This is a genomic window from Fulvimarina endophytica, assembly GCF_003403015.1.
Classification (GTDB): Bacteria; Pseudomonadota; Alphaproteobacteria; order Rhizobiales; family Rhizobiaceae; genus Fulvimarina; species Fulvimarina endophytica.
The window spans coordinates 445,536-460,378 of record NZ_QURL01000002.1 but is presented as its reverse complement, the minus strand read 5'-3'; the positions used below and the strand labels follow the sequence as shown (position 1 = coordinate 460,378).

Genomic DNA, 14,843 nt, shown 5'->3' with positions numbered 1-14,843 from the left:
CGGACGCGGCCACCGAACGGCGAACCGGGATGGCGCCTTGAAATGAGCATTCGGCAGACATCTGAGGGCCCGGCGATCGGAGCATCGGGGCAGGCGCATGACGGGCGGGTGCCGATCTCGTGGCTGTCCGCCAGCCTGTGTATCCTGGCGGTCAACGGGTTCGTCGTTCTCTATCTCTGGGTCATGGGGCGGCCCTTCGTCGCTCCGCACGAGCCGTTCCAGCTGTTTTCCGCCTCCCTTTCGCAGGGCGACAATTCGCTCCACCTGAGCGATCCCTATTCCCTTAGCCACGCAATCTTCGGCATGGGGCTGTTTCTCTTCATCGACTGGATGAAGCCGCACTGGTTCTTCGGCCGAAAGCTTCTCGTCGCCATCCTCGGCAGCGCCTTCTGGGAGGTGGTCGAGAACACGCCCTTCGTCGTCGATCTCTTCAACGACCCGGCGCAGGGCGACGTCTATCGCGGGGACAGCATCGTCAATTCGCTGAGCGATACGCTCTTCGTCGCGCTCGGCTTCGTGTTCGCGAGCCGTGTGCGCTGGCCGGTGGTGGTCGCGGTGGCGGTGGTCCTCGAGATCGTCGTCTCGCTCTGGATTCACGACGGGCTGATCCTCGGAACGCTCAAGGTCCTCGGCCTTCAGTGACCTGAGCATTACGCAGGAATGCGCGACCGATGCGCCCGCAGGCCCGGAGCCCCTGCCATATCCTCGCCGAATCCGTATACTTGAACCTCGACGCGCCGCCCCACCGGCCGATGCGCCCCTCATGGTCTATCCGATAGCGAACCGATGACGATCTGGACTGTCTACTATATCGCACTCACCCTCGGCACGATCGCCCTGATGGAGGTCTATGCGTGGTGGGCCCACAAGTTCGTCATGCACGGGCGGTTCGGCTGGGGCTGGCACAAATCCCATCACGAGGAGACGGAAGGCTGGTTCGAGAAGAACGATCTCTATGCGGTCGTCTTCGCCGGGTTCGCGATCGCGCTTTTCACGGTCGGTCACTATCTCTCGCCGACGCTCCTTGCCATCGGCTGGGGCATTACGCTCTACGGGCTTCTGTATTTCGTCGCCCATGACGGGCTGGTCCACCAGCGCTGGCCGTTCCACTACGTGCCGCACAAGGGCTATGCGAAACGCCTCGTCCAGGCGCACCGCCTCCACCATGCGGTCGAAGGCCGCGAGCACTGCGTCTCCTTCGGCTTCCTCTACGCGCCCCCCATCGACAAGCTGAAGCGGGAACTGCGCGAGTCCGGTGTCCTGGAACGCGAGCGGATCGAACGCTCCCTGACCGAGCAGGGCGCCTCCCACGCTCCCGTGCGGGGCTGAGGATGTACATTTGGTGGTCCGGCGCCCTACCCTGTCGCGGCGTTGGAACCTTGACGATTTGAAAGCCGAAAGCCCGGCGCGGAAGGATGTTCCGCGCCGGGCTTTCGGACAAGGCTCCAGATCTCGTCAGAAGCGGAAGTTCAGGCCCGTCTTCAGGGTGTGGAACTTCACGTCCTGATCGACGCTCACGCCCTGGGCATCCCTGTAGAGACGGTCCTCGCCGAGATCGTTGTAGCCGTATTCGGTCTGCACGGAGACGTTGTCCGTGGCCTTCACTTCGACGCCGGCGCCAACCACATAGCCGTACTTCGTATCGCTCTTGCGCGTTTCCGAAGTGGACGTGATGAGACCGCCCGTGCGCACCGCATCGTCGATGGAGGTTTCCGCCTTGCCATAGGCGAGGCCACCATGGCCGTAGGCCAGAACCCGCTCGCCGCCGTAGCCGGCGCGGGCCCGAACGGTTCCCAGATGCTCGACCGAGGTCGAAACCGTCTGCGAACGCTCGCTGGCGCCGAGACGCTCGCGGGAGGTGGTTTCCGCATCGATGTCGGTCAGGGCGAAGTCGGCGACGCCGCCGAGAACGACATTGCCCATCTGGACGTCATAACCGGCCTGAACGCCGCCGAGACCGCCACCGGCGGACTGATCGTATCCCGTTCCGTCCGAACGGTCATAGGTCGTGTTGCCGGACGCGATGCCGCCGAAACCGCCGACATATCCACCGGTCCAGTCCCCGGAGGAGGACTGCACGTAGCCGTCCGAATAGGAGGGCGACGGATCGGTGTATGTCAGATCCGCGGCAGACGCGGCCGAAGCCGTGAATGCAAGAAGGAGCGAGGCGAGGAGAGATTTGCGCATGGCGACAATAGTCATCCCTAAAGTTCGATGGATCGACTTTAGCAAACGTTCACTACGCTGCCGAATCGATCTTCGGAACAGGGAAAACAATGTCTTAATACTGCCTCGACCGCAGATCACCCACAAGAACGGTTAACGAAACATGACCACCGACTTGACGGCTTGAAGATATATCTAAGCCGGCCGTCAGTGGAAACTGGCGAGAAAGCGGGTCATGCTCGCCCCGATCCGGTCGATCACGCCCTGGTTCTCCTCGTTCCCGACAGGCTCGACGATCACCGTCGCCGTCTGGCCCGCGACGAGCGGCAGGCTGTCCGGATGCTCGGAGATCTCGATCTCGACGGGAATGCGCTGGGCGAGCCTGATCCACTGGAACGAGGCCTCCGGCGACTGGAGGAGGTCCGAGGAATTGGCCTGCGGAAGATAGATGCCCCGCGCGATGCCCTGCACCTTGCCCGAAAGCGTCGTATTGCCCGCCATCAGCTGAATGCGCGCCGGGGCGCCGACCGCGATATCGGGCAGCTTCGTCTCCATGAAATAGGCATCGATGCGGAACGAATTCTCGTCGACGACGGCGAGGAAGGAGGTTCCGGCCGAGACGAAATCGCCCACATCGGCGGTGAGATTGGTCACATAGCCGTCCGCCGGCGCGACGATCGTGGTGCGTTCGAGATCGAGATTGGCGCTGCGCAGCTGTTGCTGGGCGGCGACGAGGCTCGCCTCTGCCGCCGCGGCCTGCAGCTGGGCATTGGCGACGTTCACATCGGCGACCGCCGCCTGGTCGCGATCCTGGAGAGCGGTCAGGCGCGCCGCCTGCTGCTGCTCGAGCCTGAACTGGGCTTCGGCTTCCTGAACCTGCGCCTGGGCCCGTTCCACCGCCAGCTGGTAGCCGGTCTGGTCGATACGAACGAGGAGCTCGCCCTTCGTGACCTTCTGGTTGTCGACGACCGAGAGTTCCGTGATCGATCCGGGCACATAGCTCGCGATCTCGATCACGTCGGCGCGCACATAGGCATCGCGCGTCCATGGATCCTCGAAATAGGTGGTCCAGACATAGACGATACCGAAGACCGCGGCGATGACGATGGCGGCCGTGAGAAGAAGGCGAACGATGATCATGCGCGGGTCAAATCCGAAAGGTCAGAAATCGGGGTAGAGCGCGGAAACCGCACCGAACAGGACGAAATAGAGGGCGAGCCGCGCCAGCGGCGGATGCCAGAACAACTGCCAGGCCGACAGTTTCAGCATGAGATAGTCGACGAGGAACCAGAGCGCGGCCGCGATGATCGCGCACAGAACGAGGGACGGGGCGTAGACGCCGAGGACCGAGATCTCGTGTCTCATCGCGATTGTCCCTTCATCAGGCCTATCCTCTCCTCCACGACGAGCGTCGCGAGCTGCTCCATGGCGAGCGCGAAGCGTAAGGTGGCGGTCCGCTCGACCGAGGGCCCCTCGAAGCCTGAGAGGCGCTCGCCGGCGCTGCGGCGCGCGTTCTCGAAGACCGCGAGTTCGCCGGACGTGTCCTCGCCGATCCGCCGCTTGGTCGCAGCGACGATCGCCTCCCTGACCTTCGGGACGAGGGCCGAAATATCGTCCGGAAGATGCCCCGTGCGCCGCATCCGGTTGACGGTGAGCATCTCGCGCCCGGCATGGGCGATCGCCTTGGCCCGGCTGACGAGATGGGCGTCTCCCGGCTCCTTGATCTGAAGATCGCCGCCGTAGTCGGCCGTCACGTCGATCGCCTGGGCGAGCAGGGTCTCTTCATTCTCGGTGCGGTTGTAGGCAGCCGAACGCATCAGATTGGTGCCGGCACGGCCGAGATGCCTGCGAAGCCAGGTCGTGTCCTCGGGCAGCACCACGAGCATGGCCGAGATGAAGGCCGCGGGCATGATGGTGAGCGTGAGCACCGAATTGAACAGGCGCAGCGCGTCATAGGACTGATCGTTGGCGGGCTGGAGCGCGATCGCGATCATGATGGTGGAGCCGATCGCGAGCGCCCGGTTCGCCCCCTTGCAGAGATAGAAGATCACGAAGATGACCGGCATGAAGACCGCGAGGAAACCGCCGAAGCTCGTCACCGAGGGAAGCACCATCATCATCATGAAGGCTATGGTCCCGCCGCTGACGAAACCGAGAAAGATCTTGATTCCGGCCTTGGAGAGCGCCGCTCGCGGCAGGATCGTCGGAATGAGCAGCGAAAGCGCGCCGGTGATGAGGGCGAGGATCGAACCATTGCTCCAGGCCGAGAAGATCCAGAACAGCGCCATCGCCAGGAAGGCCGCCGCCGGCCGAAGGCCCCGCTGGACCGCGGCGCTGAGATCGGGATAGCGCGTCGAGAAAGAGCGGTCCGGCAGCGCGCTGCGGGTCGGATCGGCAACCGCGAGGGCCGCTTCGAGATAGCTCGCCAGCGCGGACGCGTTCTCGCGCAGACGATAGACGAGAAGCCCCTCGATCCGCGTCTTGGCGTCCTCGCCGAGGGCCGCCTTTCGCATTCCCTCGCTGCGCTCCAGCTCGCCGGTATAGCGCCTCAGCTCCTCGACCCGTTGCTTGACGGCCTCGGGATCTTCGCGGGCGCTCGGAATGTCCTCGACGAGTTCGGCAAAGCGGCTGCGCGCGCGCCTCACATCCTCGGCGAGATCCCCATGGCCCCTCGTGCGGGCGACGACGACCGAGAGCGCGCCCGAATCGATATAGAGCGCGTTCAGCCGCGCGGTCGCCGTGCGCACGCGCGTGAATTCGGGCCCGAGGTGATTGCGCTCGAGCTTCTGGGCGCGGATCAGGGTGAAGAGGCCGCGCAGCGCGGTCGCGGCACCAAGACGCGCTTCGGCCGTCTGCTCCTCGTCGCGGGCGACGGCATCGCGCACGAGATCGAAGACCTTCGACCGTGCGGTCTCGAAACCGTCGACGACTTCGTTGCGCACAGAACGCGGAAAGATCGTGAGAAGGACGATGAAGCTCGCGATGACCGCGATGATCGTCTCCGTCGATCGCCAATAGGCGTAGCTGAAGGCCATATCGGCATTCGGGCCGGTATCGATGGCGACCACGAGCGCGGTGAGGCCGGCGGTGCCGTAGGCATATCCGTCGAGCCCGGTCTGGGTGCGGGCATTGTATCCGCATCCGAAGATCCAGAGCGCGAGGCAAAGGATCATCACGAGCCCGTTCTGGGCGAACAGGGCGACGAAGGCGAGCGCGACGATGGCACCGGTGAGCGTGCCGCCGACGCGCGCGGCGCTGCGCCAGACGGTGGTTCCCGATTGCTCGGTGACGACGAGGGGAAGGGTGAGAAGGGCCCAGTAGGTGTAGGGAAGGTCGACGAGGAAGGCGAGGAACATGGTGAGCCCGCCCGCCAGCATCACCTTGAACGCATAGATCGCCTGGCTGCCGTCGAGCCCGATGGAGCCGAGGGCGCCTGCGATCCGATCCTCCGAGGAGATGTCGCTCCCACGGGCCGCGATCTCGTTCATCTTCGTCTTTCCGCTGAGATCCGTCCGTCGGACGGCAAGCCGACCCGGCGCCGGGCACGAGGCAGAGCGGAAGATAGCGCCCCCGTTCCGGTTTTCAGTGGGCGAAACGAGTCGCGATCTGCAACGCAGCGTTCGCTGACGCGGCACCGGAGTTGGGCGTTCCAGTCAGCACAAAAAGCCCGGCGGGCACATCGGCCAGCCGGGCTTTTCGATAAAGACGAAGGGCCGCGCTCCTTGGAGCGAGCGTTCTTCAGATGCCGAGGCCTTCGTAGCGCTTCTTGAAGCGCGAGACGCGGCCACCGCGATCCATCAGCTGCTGGTTGCCGCCGGTCCAGGCCGGGTGGCTCGTCGGGTCGATGTCGAGGTTCATCGTGTCACCTTCCGAACCCCAGGTCGAACGGGTCTGGTATTCGGTGCCGTTCGTCATGACCACGGTGATCGTGTGATAGTCGGGGTGCAGATCTTTTTTCATTACCATCGTCCTCGGCTTGCCCGCGCGCTTCCGGACGAAGAGTCTTGCCGGCGATCAGCCGTCGGTCAGCCTCGAATGTCCAGAGACGGAAAGCCCTTGAAAGCTTCCAAATTCAGGGGCGAGCCTATACACAAGCCGTGCCCCGCTCGCAAGGCCGAAGCGTCCCGGGATGTCGCAGCGTGCTTGAATCGACACTCCGGAGAGCGGACATAGAGGCGAAACGGTGAAGGCTTGAGCGTGAAGAGGACGAAGACCACGGGTGCGGACACCGCAGGCAAACGGCGCAATCTGCGCCCTCTGGCGCGGCTCGTCCCCTATATGAAGCGCCATCGCGGCCTCGTCGTCGGCGCGGTGATTTTCCTGACCGTGGCGGCTGTCGTGACCCTGTCCCTGCCGCTCGCGGTGCGCCGGGTCATCGACGAGGGGTTCACTGGCGCCAGCACCTCGCTGATCAATGCCTATTTCGGCATGCTTTTCGTCCTCGCCGGGCTTCTCGCCATCTCCAGCGCCTGTCGCTACTTCTTCGTCGTCAGCCTTGGCGAACGGGTGGTCGCGGACCTCCGCAAGGACGTCTTCGCCCATGTGACGAAGCTCTCGCCGAGCTTCTACGACCGGTCGCTCTCGGGCGAGATCGTCTCGCGCCTTTCGGCCGATACCACCCAGATCAAGTCGGTCGTCGGATCGACCGCCTCGGTCTTCCTGCGCAACGCCATCCTCTTCCTCGGCGCGCTCGCGATGATGGTGGTGACGAGCCCCAGCCTGTCGCTGATCGTGATCTCGGCGATTCCCTTCATCGTGCTGCCGCTCGTCGCCTTCGGGCGCGGCGTGCGCCGGCGCTCCCGCCTCGCCCAGGACACGCTCGCCGAGGCGACGGCCTATGCGACGGAAGCGATTGGCGCGATGCGGACGGTGCAGGCCTTCACCAGCGAGCCGTTCGTCTCGGGGCGCTACGGGGACGCGGTGGATCGGGCCTTCGGCGCGGCGCGCACCTCCATCAAGGCGCGCGCGATGCTCACCGCCGTCGCCATCTTTCTGATCTTCGCCTCGATCGTCGCGGTCCTGTGGATCGGCGCCAATCGGGTGGCGACCGACACTCTCTCCCCGGGCACGCTCGGCCAGTTCCTTCTCTATGCGGTGTTTGCCGCCGGCGCCCTCGGGCAGCTCTCGGAAGTCTGGGGCGAACTCGCGCTTGCGGCCGGAGCGGCCGAGCGCCTGAGCGAACTCCTCGAGGAAGAGCCCTCGATCCTCGCGCCTGCCGCCCCCATGGCGCTCCCCTCGCCGCTGCGCGGACGCCTCGTCTTCGACCGCGTCAGCTTCGCCTATCCCTCCCGGCCCGATCTGCCGACGGTCTCGGACCTTTCCTTCGAGATCGCCCCCGGCGAGACGGTGGCCATCGTCGGCGCGTCCGGCGCGGGCAAGTCGACGATCTTCGCGCTGCTGGAGCGCTTCTACGATCCGACCTCCGGCACGATCTCAATCGACGGCACGGACATCGCCACCACCGATCCGGCGGAGCTGCGGTCCCATATCGCCTTCGTTCCCCAGGACACGACCATCTTCGCGGCCTCCGTCGTCGACAACATCGCCTTCGGCCGGCCCGGCGCGCGGGCGGACGACGTTCGCTCGGCCGCGACCTCGGCTCTCGCGAACGGTTTCGTCGAAAAGCTCGCCGATGGATACGACACGCTTCTGGGCGAGCGGGGGGTGACGCTTTCGGGCGGGCAGCGCCAGCGCATCGCCATCGCCCGGGCAATCCTTCGCGATGCGCCGATCCTCCTCCTCGACGAGGCGACGAGCGCCCTCGACGCGGAGAGCGAGGTTCTCGTCCAGCGGGCGCTCGACGAGCTGATGGTGGGGCGCACCACCCTCGTCATCGCCCACCGGCTCGCGACGGTGCTGAAGGCCGACCGCATCCTCGTTCTCGATCGCGGGCGGATCGCGGAAGAGGGAACGCACCAGACGCTGATCGAAAAGGGCGGGCTCTATGCGCGGCTGGCCCAGCTTCAGTTCGAGGCGGGCCAGGTGCGCGAGGCCGCCGAATAGCGGCGGCACTGTTGATCACCGAAGCGTGATAGGTTCGTGCGTTTCGATCAACCGATCGCGAGGACCGGAGCAATCCTGCGTCCGGTTCGTACCTCCTACGAGCATCGCAATGATGCATCACCAACGTAAGGAGAATTCATGACCCGTACGATGATCGCACTTCTCGCCACCGCCGGCATCGCAACGAGCGCATTCGCCCAGTCCGGCACGACGCCAGCGGTCACCGCCTCCGATCAGGACGTCTCCAACGGCATCGTCTCCGCCGATTCCGTGAGCGCCGAGAAGAACGGCTGGCTGGTCGTCCACCGCACGGATGCGGACATGAAGCCGGGCCCGGTCGTCGCCTACGCGCCGATCCGCGCGGGCACCACTGAGGATGTCGCGGCCATCCTTCAGGAAGAGGTCGCGAGCGGCGACATGCTGATGCTGATGGTCCATTCCGAGGACGGCGGCAACGAGACGGGCGTCTTCGAGTACACGCTCGGCGCCAAGGAAGACGGGCCGGTGCGCGTGGACGACAAGCTGGTGATGCAGGTCATCTCGGCACAGTAAGACGACCGGAACGCATTCGTTCGAACGAGAAAAGCGTTCAAACGAGAAAAGGGGCCGCGCGGCCCCTTTTTTCATGCTCGTTCGCGTGGCGGTCAGCTGCCGGGCAGCTTCGCCGTCACCTCGATCGCCGCATACCAGGCGGCGAGATCGGCCATGTCCTCCTCGCTGAGGCTCTGGGCGATGATCGACATCTGCTCGTGCTGGCGGGCACCCGATTTGAAGGCCTTCAGCTGGGCGACTGTATAAATCGGGCTCATGCCCGCCAGATTGGGAGCGTCCGGTGCGACGGCGATGCCGTCGCGCCCGTGGCAGGCCGCGCATGCGCCCGCCTTGCCGCGTCCGGCCTCCGCGTCCGCAGCGCTCGCCGGGACGGCTGAGACGGGACCGAGGGCGATCGCAAGAACGGCGAAGACGTGCCGTTTCCTCATGGAAGAATCCTCAAAAAGCGATGGGGGAATATCGAAGGCGGCGCCCGTTCGGGCGAGCACCGCCGCAGGCAGGAGCCGATCGTCGTGGCGGTCCGACGCGTGGCCGCCGGCCTCTCCGGGAGACCGGCGAACGCTGGAGCGACACGCGAAAAGGTCGGGTCGCCATTTCGCTCCAGGCCGTTGTTGGCCGCATGACGTGATGCCGAAACGTCATGCGACGTTTCGGCATCATCTTCCGGGATCACTTGTCGTAGGAGATCCGGTAGAGAGCGCCCGCCAGATCGTCGGAGACGAGCAGCGAGCCGTCCTTCATCACTTCCACATCCACGGGCCGGCCGAGATATTCCCCGCTCTCGTTGAGCCAGCCATCGGCGAAGACTTCCGGCTCGCCTGCCGTGCCGTCCTCGCCGACCGGCGTGAACATCACCCGCGCGCCGACGGGCTCGGTGCGGTTCCAGGATCCGTGCTGGGCCGAGAAGATGCCGCCGCGATATTTCTCGGGGAAGCTCTGGGCGTCGTAGAAGTCCATTCCGAGATCGGCGGCATGGGCGATGGTGGTGGCCTGCGGCGCGACCACGTCGGCGGGCACCTCCTCGTCCTTGTATTCCTCGGTGCGGATATCGCCGCCGCCATACCAGGGAAAGCCGAAGTTCTGGCCGGCCTTCTCGATCTTGTTGATCTCGCCCGGCGGGATGTCGTCGCCCATGCCGTCCACTTGGTTGTCGGTGAACCACAGCTTGCCGTCGCCGGGGCTGAACTCCATGCCGACCGAGTTGCGGATGCCGGTGGCATAGACCTGCCGGTCCGTCCCGTCCCGCTTCATGGAGATGATGCCGCCGATGCCCTCCTTGGCGTAGAGCTCCGACTTCTCCTTGGGCGGCACGTTGTAGGGCTGACCGAGCGAGATGTAGAGGCGATCGTCGGGACCGATGCGGCAGACGCGGGCCGTGTGGTTGAAGCTTTCCTCCGATGCCGGAACGAGGTCTCCCTTGTCGACGACGACGCCGACCGCGACATCCGGGCTCTCGTAGAAGAATTCGGCCGCCGGAAGCACGAGGACGCGGTTCTGTTCGGCGATGTAGAGGAAGCCGTCCTTGGAGAAGCAGACGCCGTTCGGAATCGCGAAGTCGATCGACGGGGCGAACTCCTTCACCTCGTCGGCGGAGCGATTCTTGTCGCGGTCGGTCACGACCCAGACATTCTGCTTGCGCGTGCCGACGAAGGTGGCGACGCCCTGCGGGCCGACTGCGATATGCCGTGCATCCGGAACGACCGCGTAGAGGTCGATCTTGAAGCCGTCCGGCAGTTTGACGTTCTTGAGGTTCTCTTTCAGCTGGTCGGCATATTCGCCGGTCTGCTCGACGGTCCTGAAGTCCATCGACGTGCCGGTCGACTGCATGCCCTGCAGCTTCTTCATGTTATCCGGCACATCCTGCGCGAGCGCGGCCGATCCCGCGCCCAAGGCGAGCAGAGCCGCCGAGGCCAAAAGCCAGGTCTTCATGTCATTCCTCCCAAATCCCCTCACAGGGTCACCGAAGCGGCTCCTCCACCGCTTCGTGGGGGATCGTGCAGCGCGATTTGCGAAAAAGCAATCAGCCACCGATGGCAGGATGGAAGGCTTGCGTGCGGGGGCCGGCCGGGGATCGCGCGAACCGCAACCCTCGATCGGAGCGCCTCTCAGCGCTCGGTCAGCTTGAACTCGATGCGGCGATTTCGCCGCCGCGCATCCGCCGTGTCGCCCTCGTCGATGGGCTGGAACTGGCCGAAGCCGGTCGCCGCCAGATGATCGGCGGGAACGCCCTGCCCGATCAGATATTTAACGACCGCGCTCGCCCGCGCGCTCGACAATTCCCAGTTGTCGGCGAACTCGCCGGTGCCCGACAGGGGAACATTGTCGGTGTGGCCGTCGACACGGACGATCCAGTCGATGTCCGACGGGATCTCGGCGGCGAGATCGCGGATGGCGCTCGCCATCTGGTTGAGTTCGTCCGTTCCCGCATTCTGGAGATCCGCGCTGCCGGAGGGAAACAGCACTTCCGACTGGAAGACGAACCGGTCGCCGACGATGCGGACGTTGTCCCGGTCGGCGAGAATCTCGCGCAGCCGTCCGAAGAAGTCGGAGCGGTAGCGATTGAGCTCCTGAACCCTTTGCGCGAGCGCCACGTTCAGCCGGCGCCCGAGATCGGCGATCCGGGTCTGGCTCTCCTGATCGCGGCTCTCGGAGGCTTCGAGCGCCGATTCGAGCGCCGCGATCTGCTGACGCAGCGCGGTCAGCTGCTGGTTCAGAAGCTCGACCTGGGAGCGGGCGCGCTGGGAGAGCGATTCCTCCTCCGCGAGATTGTCGCGCAAGGAGGCGATGGTCGCATTGGCCGCCTCGCTCGAGCCGCCATTCTCTGCGAGCGCGGACTGGAGGCGCGAGCGTTCGTCCTCCAGCGCGCCGAGCGACGCCCTGAGGGACGCGATCTCGTCCTCGCTGTCCTGCGCTTGCGAGCGCTCGAGGGCGAGGAGCTGGGTGAGTTCGGCGATCTGGCCGTTCAGCCGGTCGAGCACGGCATCCTGGCCGGACAGTTCGCGGCTGAGGAGAAACTGCGCCAGCACGAAGACCGACAACAGGAACATGATCGCCAGAAGCAGCGTCGAAAGCGCGTCGACGAAGCCCGGCCAGTAGTCGGCGCCGCCGCCTCCCCCACGCCTGTTTCGCGACAGGGCCATCGGTCAGTCCCCCCGGTTCTGGAGGTTGTCCGAGCGCGACAGACGGTCGAGGACGCGGCGCAGTTCGCGCTGCTCCTGCGCCTGGCTCTCGACGAAATCGCGCATGATCTGCTGCTCGGAGCGCATGTGCTGGACGAGGCCCTGGATGCTCTCGGCGAGATTGGCCATGGCCGCGCTCGTCTTGGGGGCCGACGACTGTTCGCGCACCAGACGATCGATCCGGTCCGTGAGGCGCTGGATCTCCTCCGTTCCCGAGACCTTGATCGCCCCCTCGCCCGTCGGCGGAATGACCATGTCGGAGCCGACATCCGTGACCGAGGAGAGCCAGTTCTCGAGTTCGGTGTAGAAGCGGTTCTGCGCCCGGCCGATCTGGAGATCGAGAAAGCCGAGGACGAGCGAGCCCGAAAGGCCGAAGAGCGAGGACGAGAAGGCCGTCCCCATGCCGGATAGCGGCGCCGCAAGCCCCGCCTTCAGGGCATCGAGGACGCTCGCTGTGTCCCCGCCGGTCGGATCGAGACCCTGGATCGTCGCGCCGATCGAGCCGATGGTGCGAAGCAGGCCCCAGAAGGTGCCCAGAAGCCCCAGAAAGACGAGAAGCCCGATGAGATAGCGGGCGATGTCCCGCGTCTCGTCGAGACGCGTCGCGGTCGAATCGAGGATCGAGCGCATGGAGGTGGTGGAGAGCGCCAGCGTGCGCCGGCTGCCGATCAGCGCGCGCATCGGCGCAAGCAGGACCGGATCGGGCATCCGTCCGAAGTCCTTGTCGCCGTCGCGATAGGCGTTGACCCAGCGCACCTCGCGCGACAGGCGCCAGACCTGCAGGATGGCGAGGACGACGCCGACGAAGAGAACACCGACGATGAGGCCGTTGAGGCCCGGATTGGTGGCGAAGGCCTGGGTGACCTGACGGCCGAGGATCAGGACGACGAAGCCGACGAGCGCGAGGAAGACGAGCATCGTCCAGAGGAAGACCAACGGGCTCGAAAGCCGGGTCGGGTCGTAGGCCTTCGGCCGTGCGTCGCTGTCCGACTTCGAACTGAAGAGCTTCATCATGTCCCGCTTCTAGATTCTCACCGCCGCTCGTTCGGGCGGCAAAGACGAGGCGCTTTCGCGCGCAACGCCCTCTCGCCCGAAACCATAAGGAATTGCGAGGGATTTTGAAACAAGCGGTCCGATCCCCTTAGGCCGCCGGACGAGGCCGGAGACACGAGCCGAAGCGGCCTTCGCCGAGAACACCGGCGTATCAGGCCGGGCTGTTCGGATCGGTTTCGCCGGTCTCGCGCGATTCGCCGGCGCGGCGTGCCGCGAGCCGCTTGGTCGCCGCTTCCTTCAGCTGCCCGACGAGAAGCTTGTGGATGAACTCGTTGCCGCAGGCGATGTCGCCGCGCATGACATCGAAGGGCTCGCCGGAAAGCCCGGTGACGAAGCCGCCCGCCTCCTTCACGAGAAGCGAGCCGGCCGCGATGTCCCAGGGCTTCAGCGCGTGCTCCCAGAAACCGTCGAGACGGCCGGCGGCCAGGAATGCGAGATCGAGCGACGCGGCGCCATAGCGGCGGATGCCGGCGCTCTCACCCATCAGCTGGCGCAATTCGTAGAGGAAGCCGGCATGGTCGCCGAGCCCCATGAAGGGAATGCCGGTGCCGAACAGGCATTCGGGCAGGGTCTTGCGGGCGCCGACCCGGATACGCCGGTCGTTGAGATAGGCGCCGCCGCCCTTCTCGGCCGTGTACATCTCGTCCATCGCCGGATTGAAGACGACGGCCGCGACGATCTCGCCATCGCGTTCGAGCGCGATCGAGACCGCGAACATCGGCAGGCCGTGCAGGAAATTGGTCGTTCCGTCGAGGGGATCGACGATCCAGCGATGCTGGGGATCGCGCCCCTCGATCGCACCGCGCTCCTCCATCAGGAAGCCCCAGTCGGGACGGACCCGGGACAGTTCCTTGAAGACGACCTCCTCGGCCTTTCGATCGGCGGATGAGACGAAATCGGCGGGCCCCTTCATGGAGACCTGCAGGTGCTGAACCTCGCCGAAATCGCGCACGAGCCCGCGCCCGGCCTTGGTCGCGGCCTGGGACATGACGTTGAGGAGAGCGGAACGGGCCATGGGTTTCCTGTCGTGATCAAGCGGAGGCGACGGGGGACGGCCGTTTCACGGACCCGTCCGCTATCGGCCGGCATCTGAACGGACGCTGCCGGCGGCAGAGCCCGCATCTTCGCGCATTCGGCGCGAAGTCTGGACTGTGCCGGGAAGATCCGGCGGAAGAAGACCTATTCGGCGCGGCGCAGATAGGTGATCTCGTTGGTGTCGACGAGGATCTTCTCGCCGGCGGAGATGAAGGGCGGCACCATCACGCGCACGCCGTTCTCCATGATCGCGGGCTTGTAGGAGGAGGATACGGTCTGCCCCTTCACCACCGGATCGGCCTCGGTGATCTCGAGGACGACCTGATCGGGCAGCTGGATGCCGATCGCCTTTTCCTCGTAGAGTTCGACGGTCACGGTCATGCCGTCCTGAAGGAAGGCGGCACGCTCGCCCACGAAGTCCTTGACGAGTTCGAGCTGCTCGAAGGTCTCCGAGTCCATGAAGACCAGCATCTCGCCTTCGGCATAAAGGAACTGGTATTCCTTCTGCTCCAGCCGCACGCGCTCGACCGTCTCGGCCGCGCGGAAGCGCTCGTTCAGCTTGGTGCCGTCGATCAGGTTCTTCAGCTCCACCTGGGCGAAGGCACCGCCCTTGCCGGGCTTGACGTGCTGGGTCTTCACGGCGGCCCACAGGCCACCCTTGTGCTCGATGACGTTGCCTGCGCGAATTTCGTTGCCGTTGATCTTCATCTTTGTCTCGAAAGCGTTTCGAATGATAAGGCCGATGGCGCCCGTTCCGGTTCCGGACGGCGCCCATCGGCGGACCATGTCATGACGGAGATCGTCGCGATCGCCCGTTCCTCGCGCGCTCAACACCATAAATCCGGCCCTGCATCA

Annotated in this window: 15 protein-coding genes; 4 read left to right on the top strand and 11 right to left on the bottom strand. The window is 65.3% G+C overall.

The window, feature by feature from the left end; translation table 11 throughout:
* Positions 1-42 precede the first annotated feature (42 nt).
* Both DYI37_RS05600 and DYI37_RS05595 read left to right on the top strand, forming a co-directional pair.
* A complete protein-coding gene (locus tag DYI37_RS05600; RefSeq protein WP_116682205.1) occupies positions 43-642 on the top strand; it encodes a DUF2585 family protein in 600 nt (199 codons plus the stop codon).
* Between the two features lie 144 nt (positions 643-786).
* Positions 787-1,329, top strand: a complete 543-nt coding sequence (locus DYI37_RS05595; RefSeq protein WP_116682204.1) for a sterol desaturase family protein — start codon at positions 787-789, stop codon at positions 1,327-1,329.
* A 126-nt stretch (positions 1,330-1,455) separates the two neighbouring features.
* On the opposite strand, the gene DYI37_RS05590 is transcribed toward DYI37_RS05595, so the two are convergent.
* The 5 genes from DYI37_RS05590 to rpmE form a co-directional block, all read right to left on the bottom strand.
* On the bottom strand, positions 1,456-2,187 hold the full coding sequence (locus tag DYI37_RS05590) for an outer membrane protein (protein ID WP_158555091.1): 732 nt from the start codon (positions 2,185-2,187) through the stop codon (positions 1,456-1,458).
* A gap of 186 nt (positions 2,188-2,373) precedes the next feature.
* The gene (locus DYI37_RS05585) at positions 2,374-3,306 is read right to left on the bottom strand and encodes an efflux RND transporter periplasmic adaptor subunit (protein WP_116682202.1); all 933 of its coding nucleotides are present in this window, start codon (positions 3,304-3,306) and stop codon (positions 2,374-2,376) included.
* A 21-nt stretch (positions 3,307-3,327) separates the two neighbouring features.
* Complete coding sequence (locus DYI37_RS05580) at positions 3,328-3,531, bottom strand: DUF1656 domain-containing protein (protein WP_116682201.1); 204 nt, start codon at positions 3,529-3,531, stop codon at positions 3,328-3,330.
* A complete protein-coding gene (locus tag DYI37_RS05575; RefSeq protein WP_116682200.1) occupies positions 3,528-5,654 on the bottom strand; it encodes an FUSC family protein in 2,127 nt (708 codons plus the stop codon). Before DYI37_RS05575 ends, DYI37_RS05580 begins: the two co-directional genes overlap by 4 nt.
* A 250-nt stretch (positions 5,655-5,904) precedes the next feature.
* Positions 5,905-6,126, bottom strand: coding sequence for a 50S ribosomal protein L31 (rpmE, locus tag DYI37_RS05570; RefSeq protein WP_116682199.1), 222 nt, complete (start codon positions 6,124-6,126; stop codon positions 5,905-5,907).
* Between the two features lie 237 nt (positions 6,127-6,363).
* Here rpmE and DYI37_RS05565 point away from each other — a divergent pair, with 237 nt between their 5' ends.
* Positions 6,364-8,169: an ABC transporter transmembrane domain-containing protein gene (locus tag DYI37_RS05565; RefSeq protein WP_280986911.1), complete on the top strand. Its 1,806-nt coding sequence runs from the start codon at positions 6,364-6,366 to the stop codon at positions 8,167-8,169.
* Between the two features lie 138 nt (positions 8,170-8,307).
* Positions 8,308-8,721 (top strand): DUF7282 domain-containing protein, encoded by a 414-nt coding sequence (locus DYI37_RS05560; RefSeq protein WP_116682198.1) that lies wholly within the window; start codon positions 8,308-8,310, stop codon positions 8,719-8,721.
* A gap of 92 nt (positions 8,722-8,813) precedes the next feature.
* On the opposite strand, the gene DYI37_RS05555 is transcribed toward DYI37_RS05560, so the two are convergent.
* From DYI37_RS05555 to efp, 6 genes are all read right to left on the bottom strand, one after another.
* The gene (locus DYI37_RS05555) at positions 8,814-9,149 is read right to left on the bottom strand and encodes a c-type cytochrome (protein ID WP_116682197.1); all 336 of its coding nucleotides are present in this window, start codon (positions 9,147-9,149) and stop codon (positions 8,814-8,816) included.
* A gap of 241 nt (positions 9,150-9,390) precedes the next feature.
* On the bottom strand, positions 9,391-10,650 hold the full coding sequence (locus DYI37_RS05550; RefSeq protein ID WP_116682196.1) for a PQQ-dependent sugar dehydrogenase: 1,260 nt from the start codon (positions 10,648-10,650) through the stop codon (positions 9,391-9,393).
* A gap of 176 nt (positions 10,651-10,826) precedes the next feature.
* A complete protein-coding gene (locus DYI37_RS05545; protein WP_116682195.1) occupies positions 10,827-11,861 on the bottom strand; it encodes a peptidoglycan -binding protein in 1,035 nt (344 codons plus the stop codon).
* A 3-nt stretch (positions 11,862-11,864) separates the two neighbouring features.
* Positions 11,865-12,911, bottom strand: coding sequence for a MotA/TolQ/ExbB proton channel family protein (locus tag DYI37_RS05540; RefSeq protein WP_116682419.1), 1,047 nt, complete (start codon positions 12,909-12,911; stop codon positions 11,865-11,867).
* Between the two features lie 193 nt (positions 12,912-13,104).
* Positions 13,105-13,968, bottom strand: a complete 864-nt coding sequence (locus DYI37_RS05535; RefSeq protein ID WP_116682194.1) for an inositol monophosphatase family protein — start codon at positions 13,966-13,968, stop codon at positions 13,105-13,107.
* Positions 13,969-14,132: 164 nt separating this feature from the next.
* Positions 14,133-14,696 (bottom strand): elongation factor P, encoded by a 564-nt coding sequence (efp, locus tag DYI37_RS05530; RefSeq protein WP_116682418.1) that lies wholly within the window; start codon positions 14,694-14,696, stop codon positions 14,133-14,135.
* Positions 14,697-14,843: the final 147 nt, after the last annotated feature.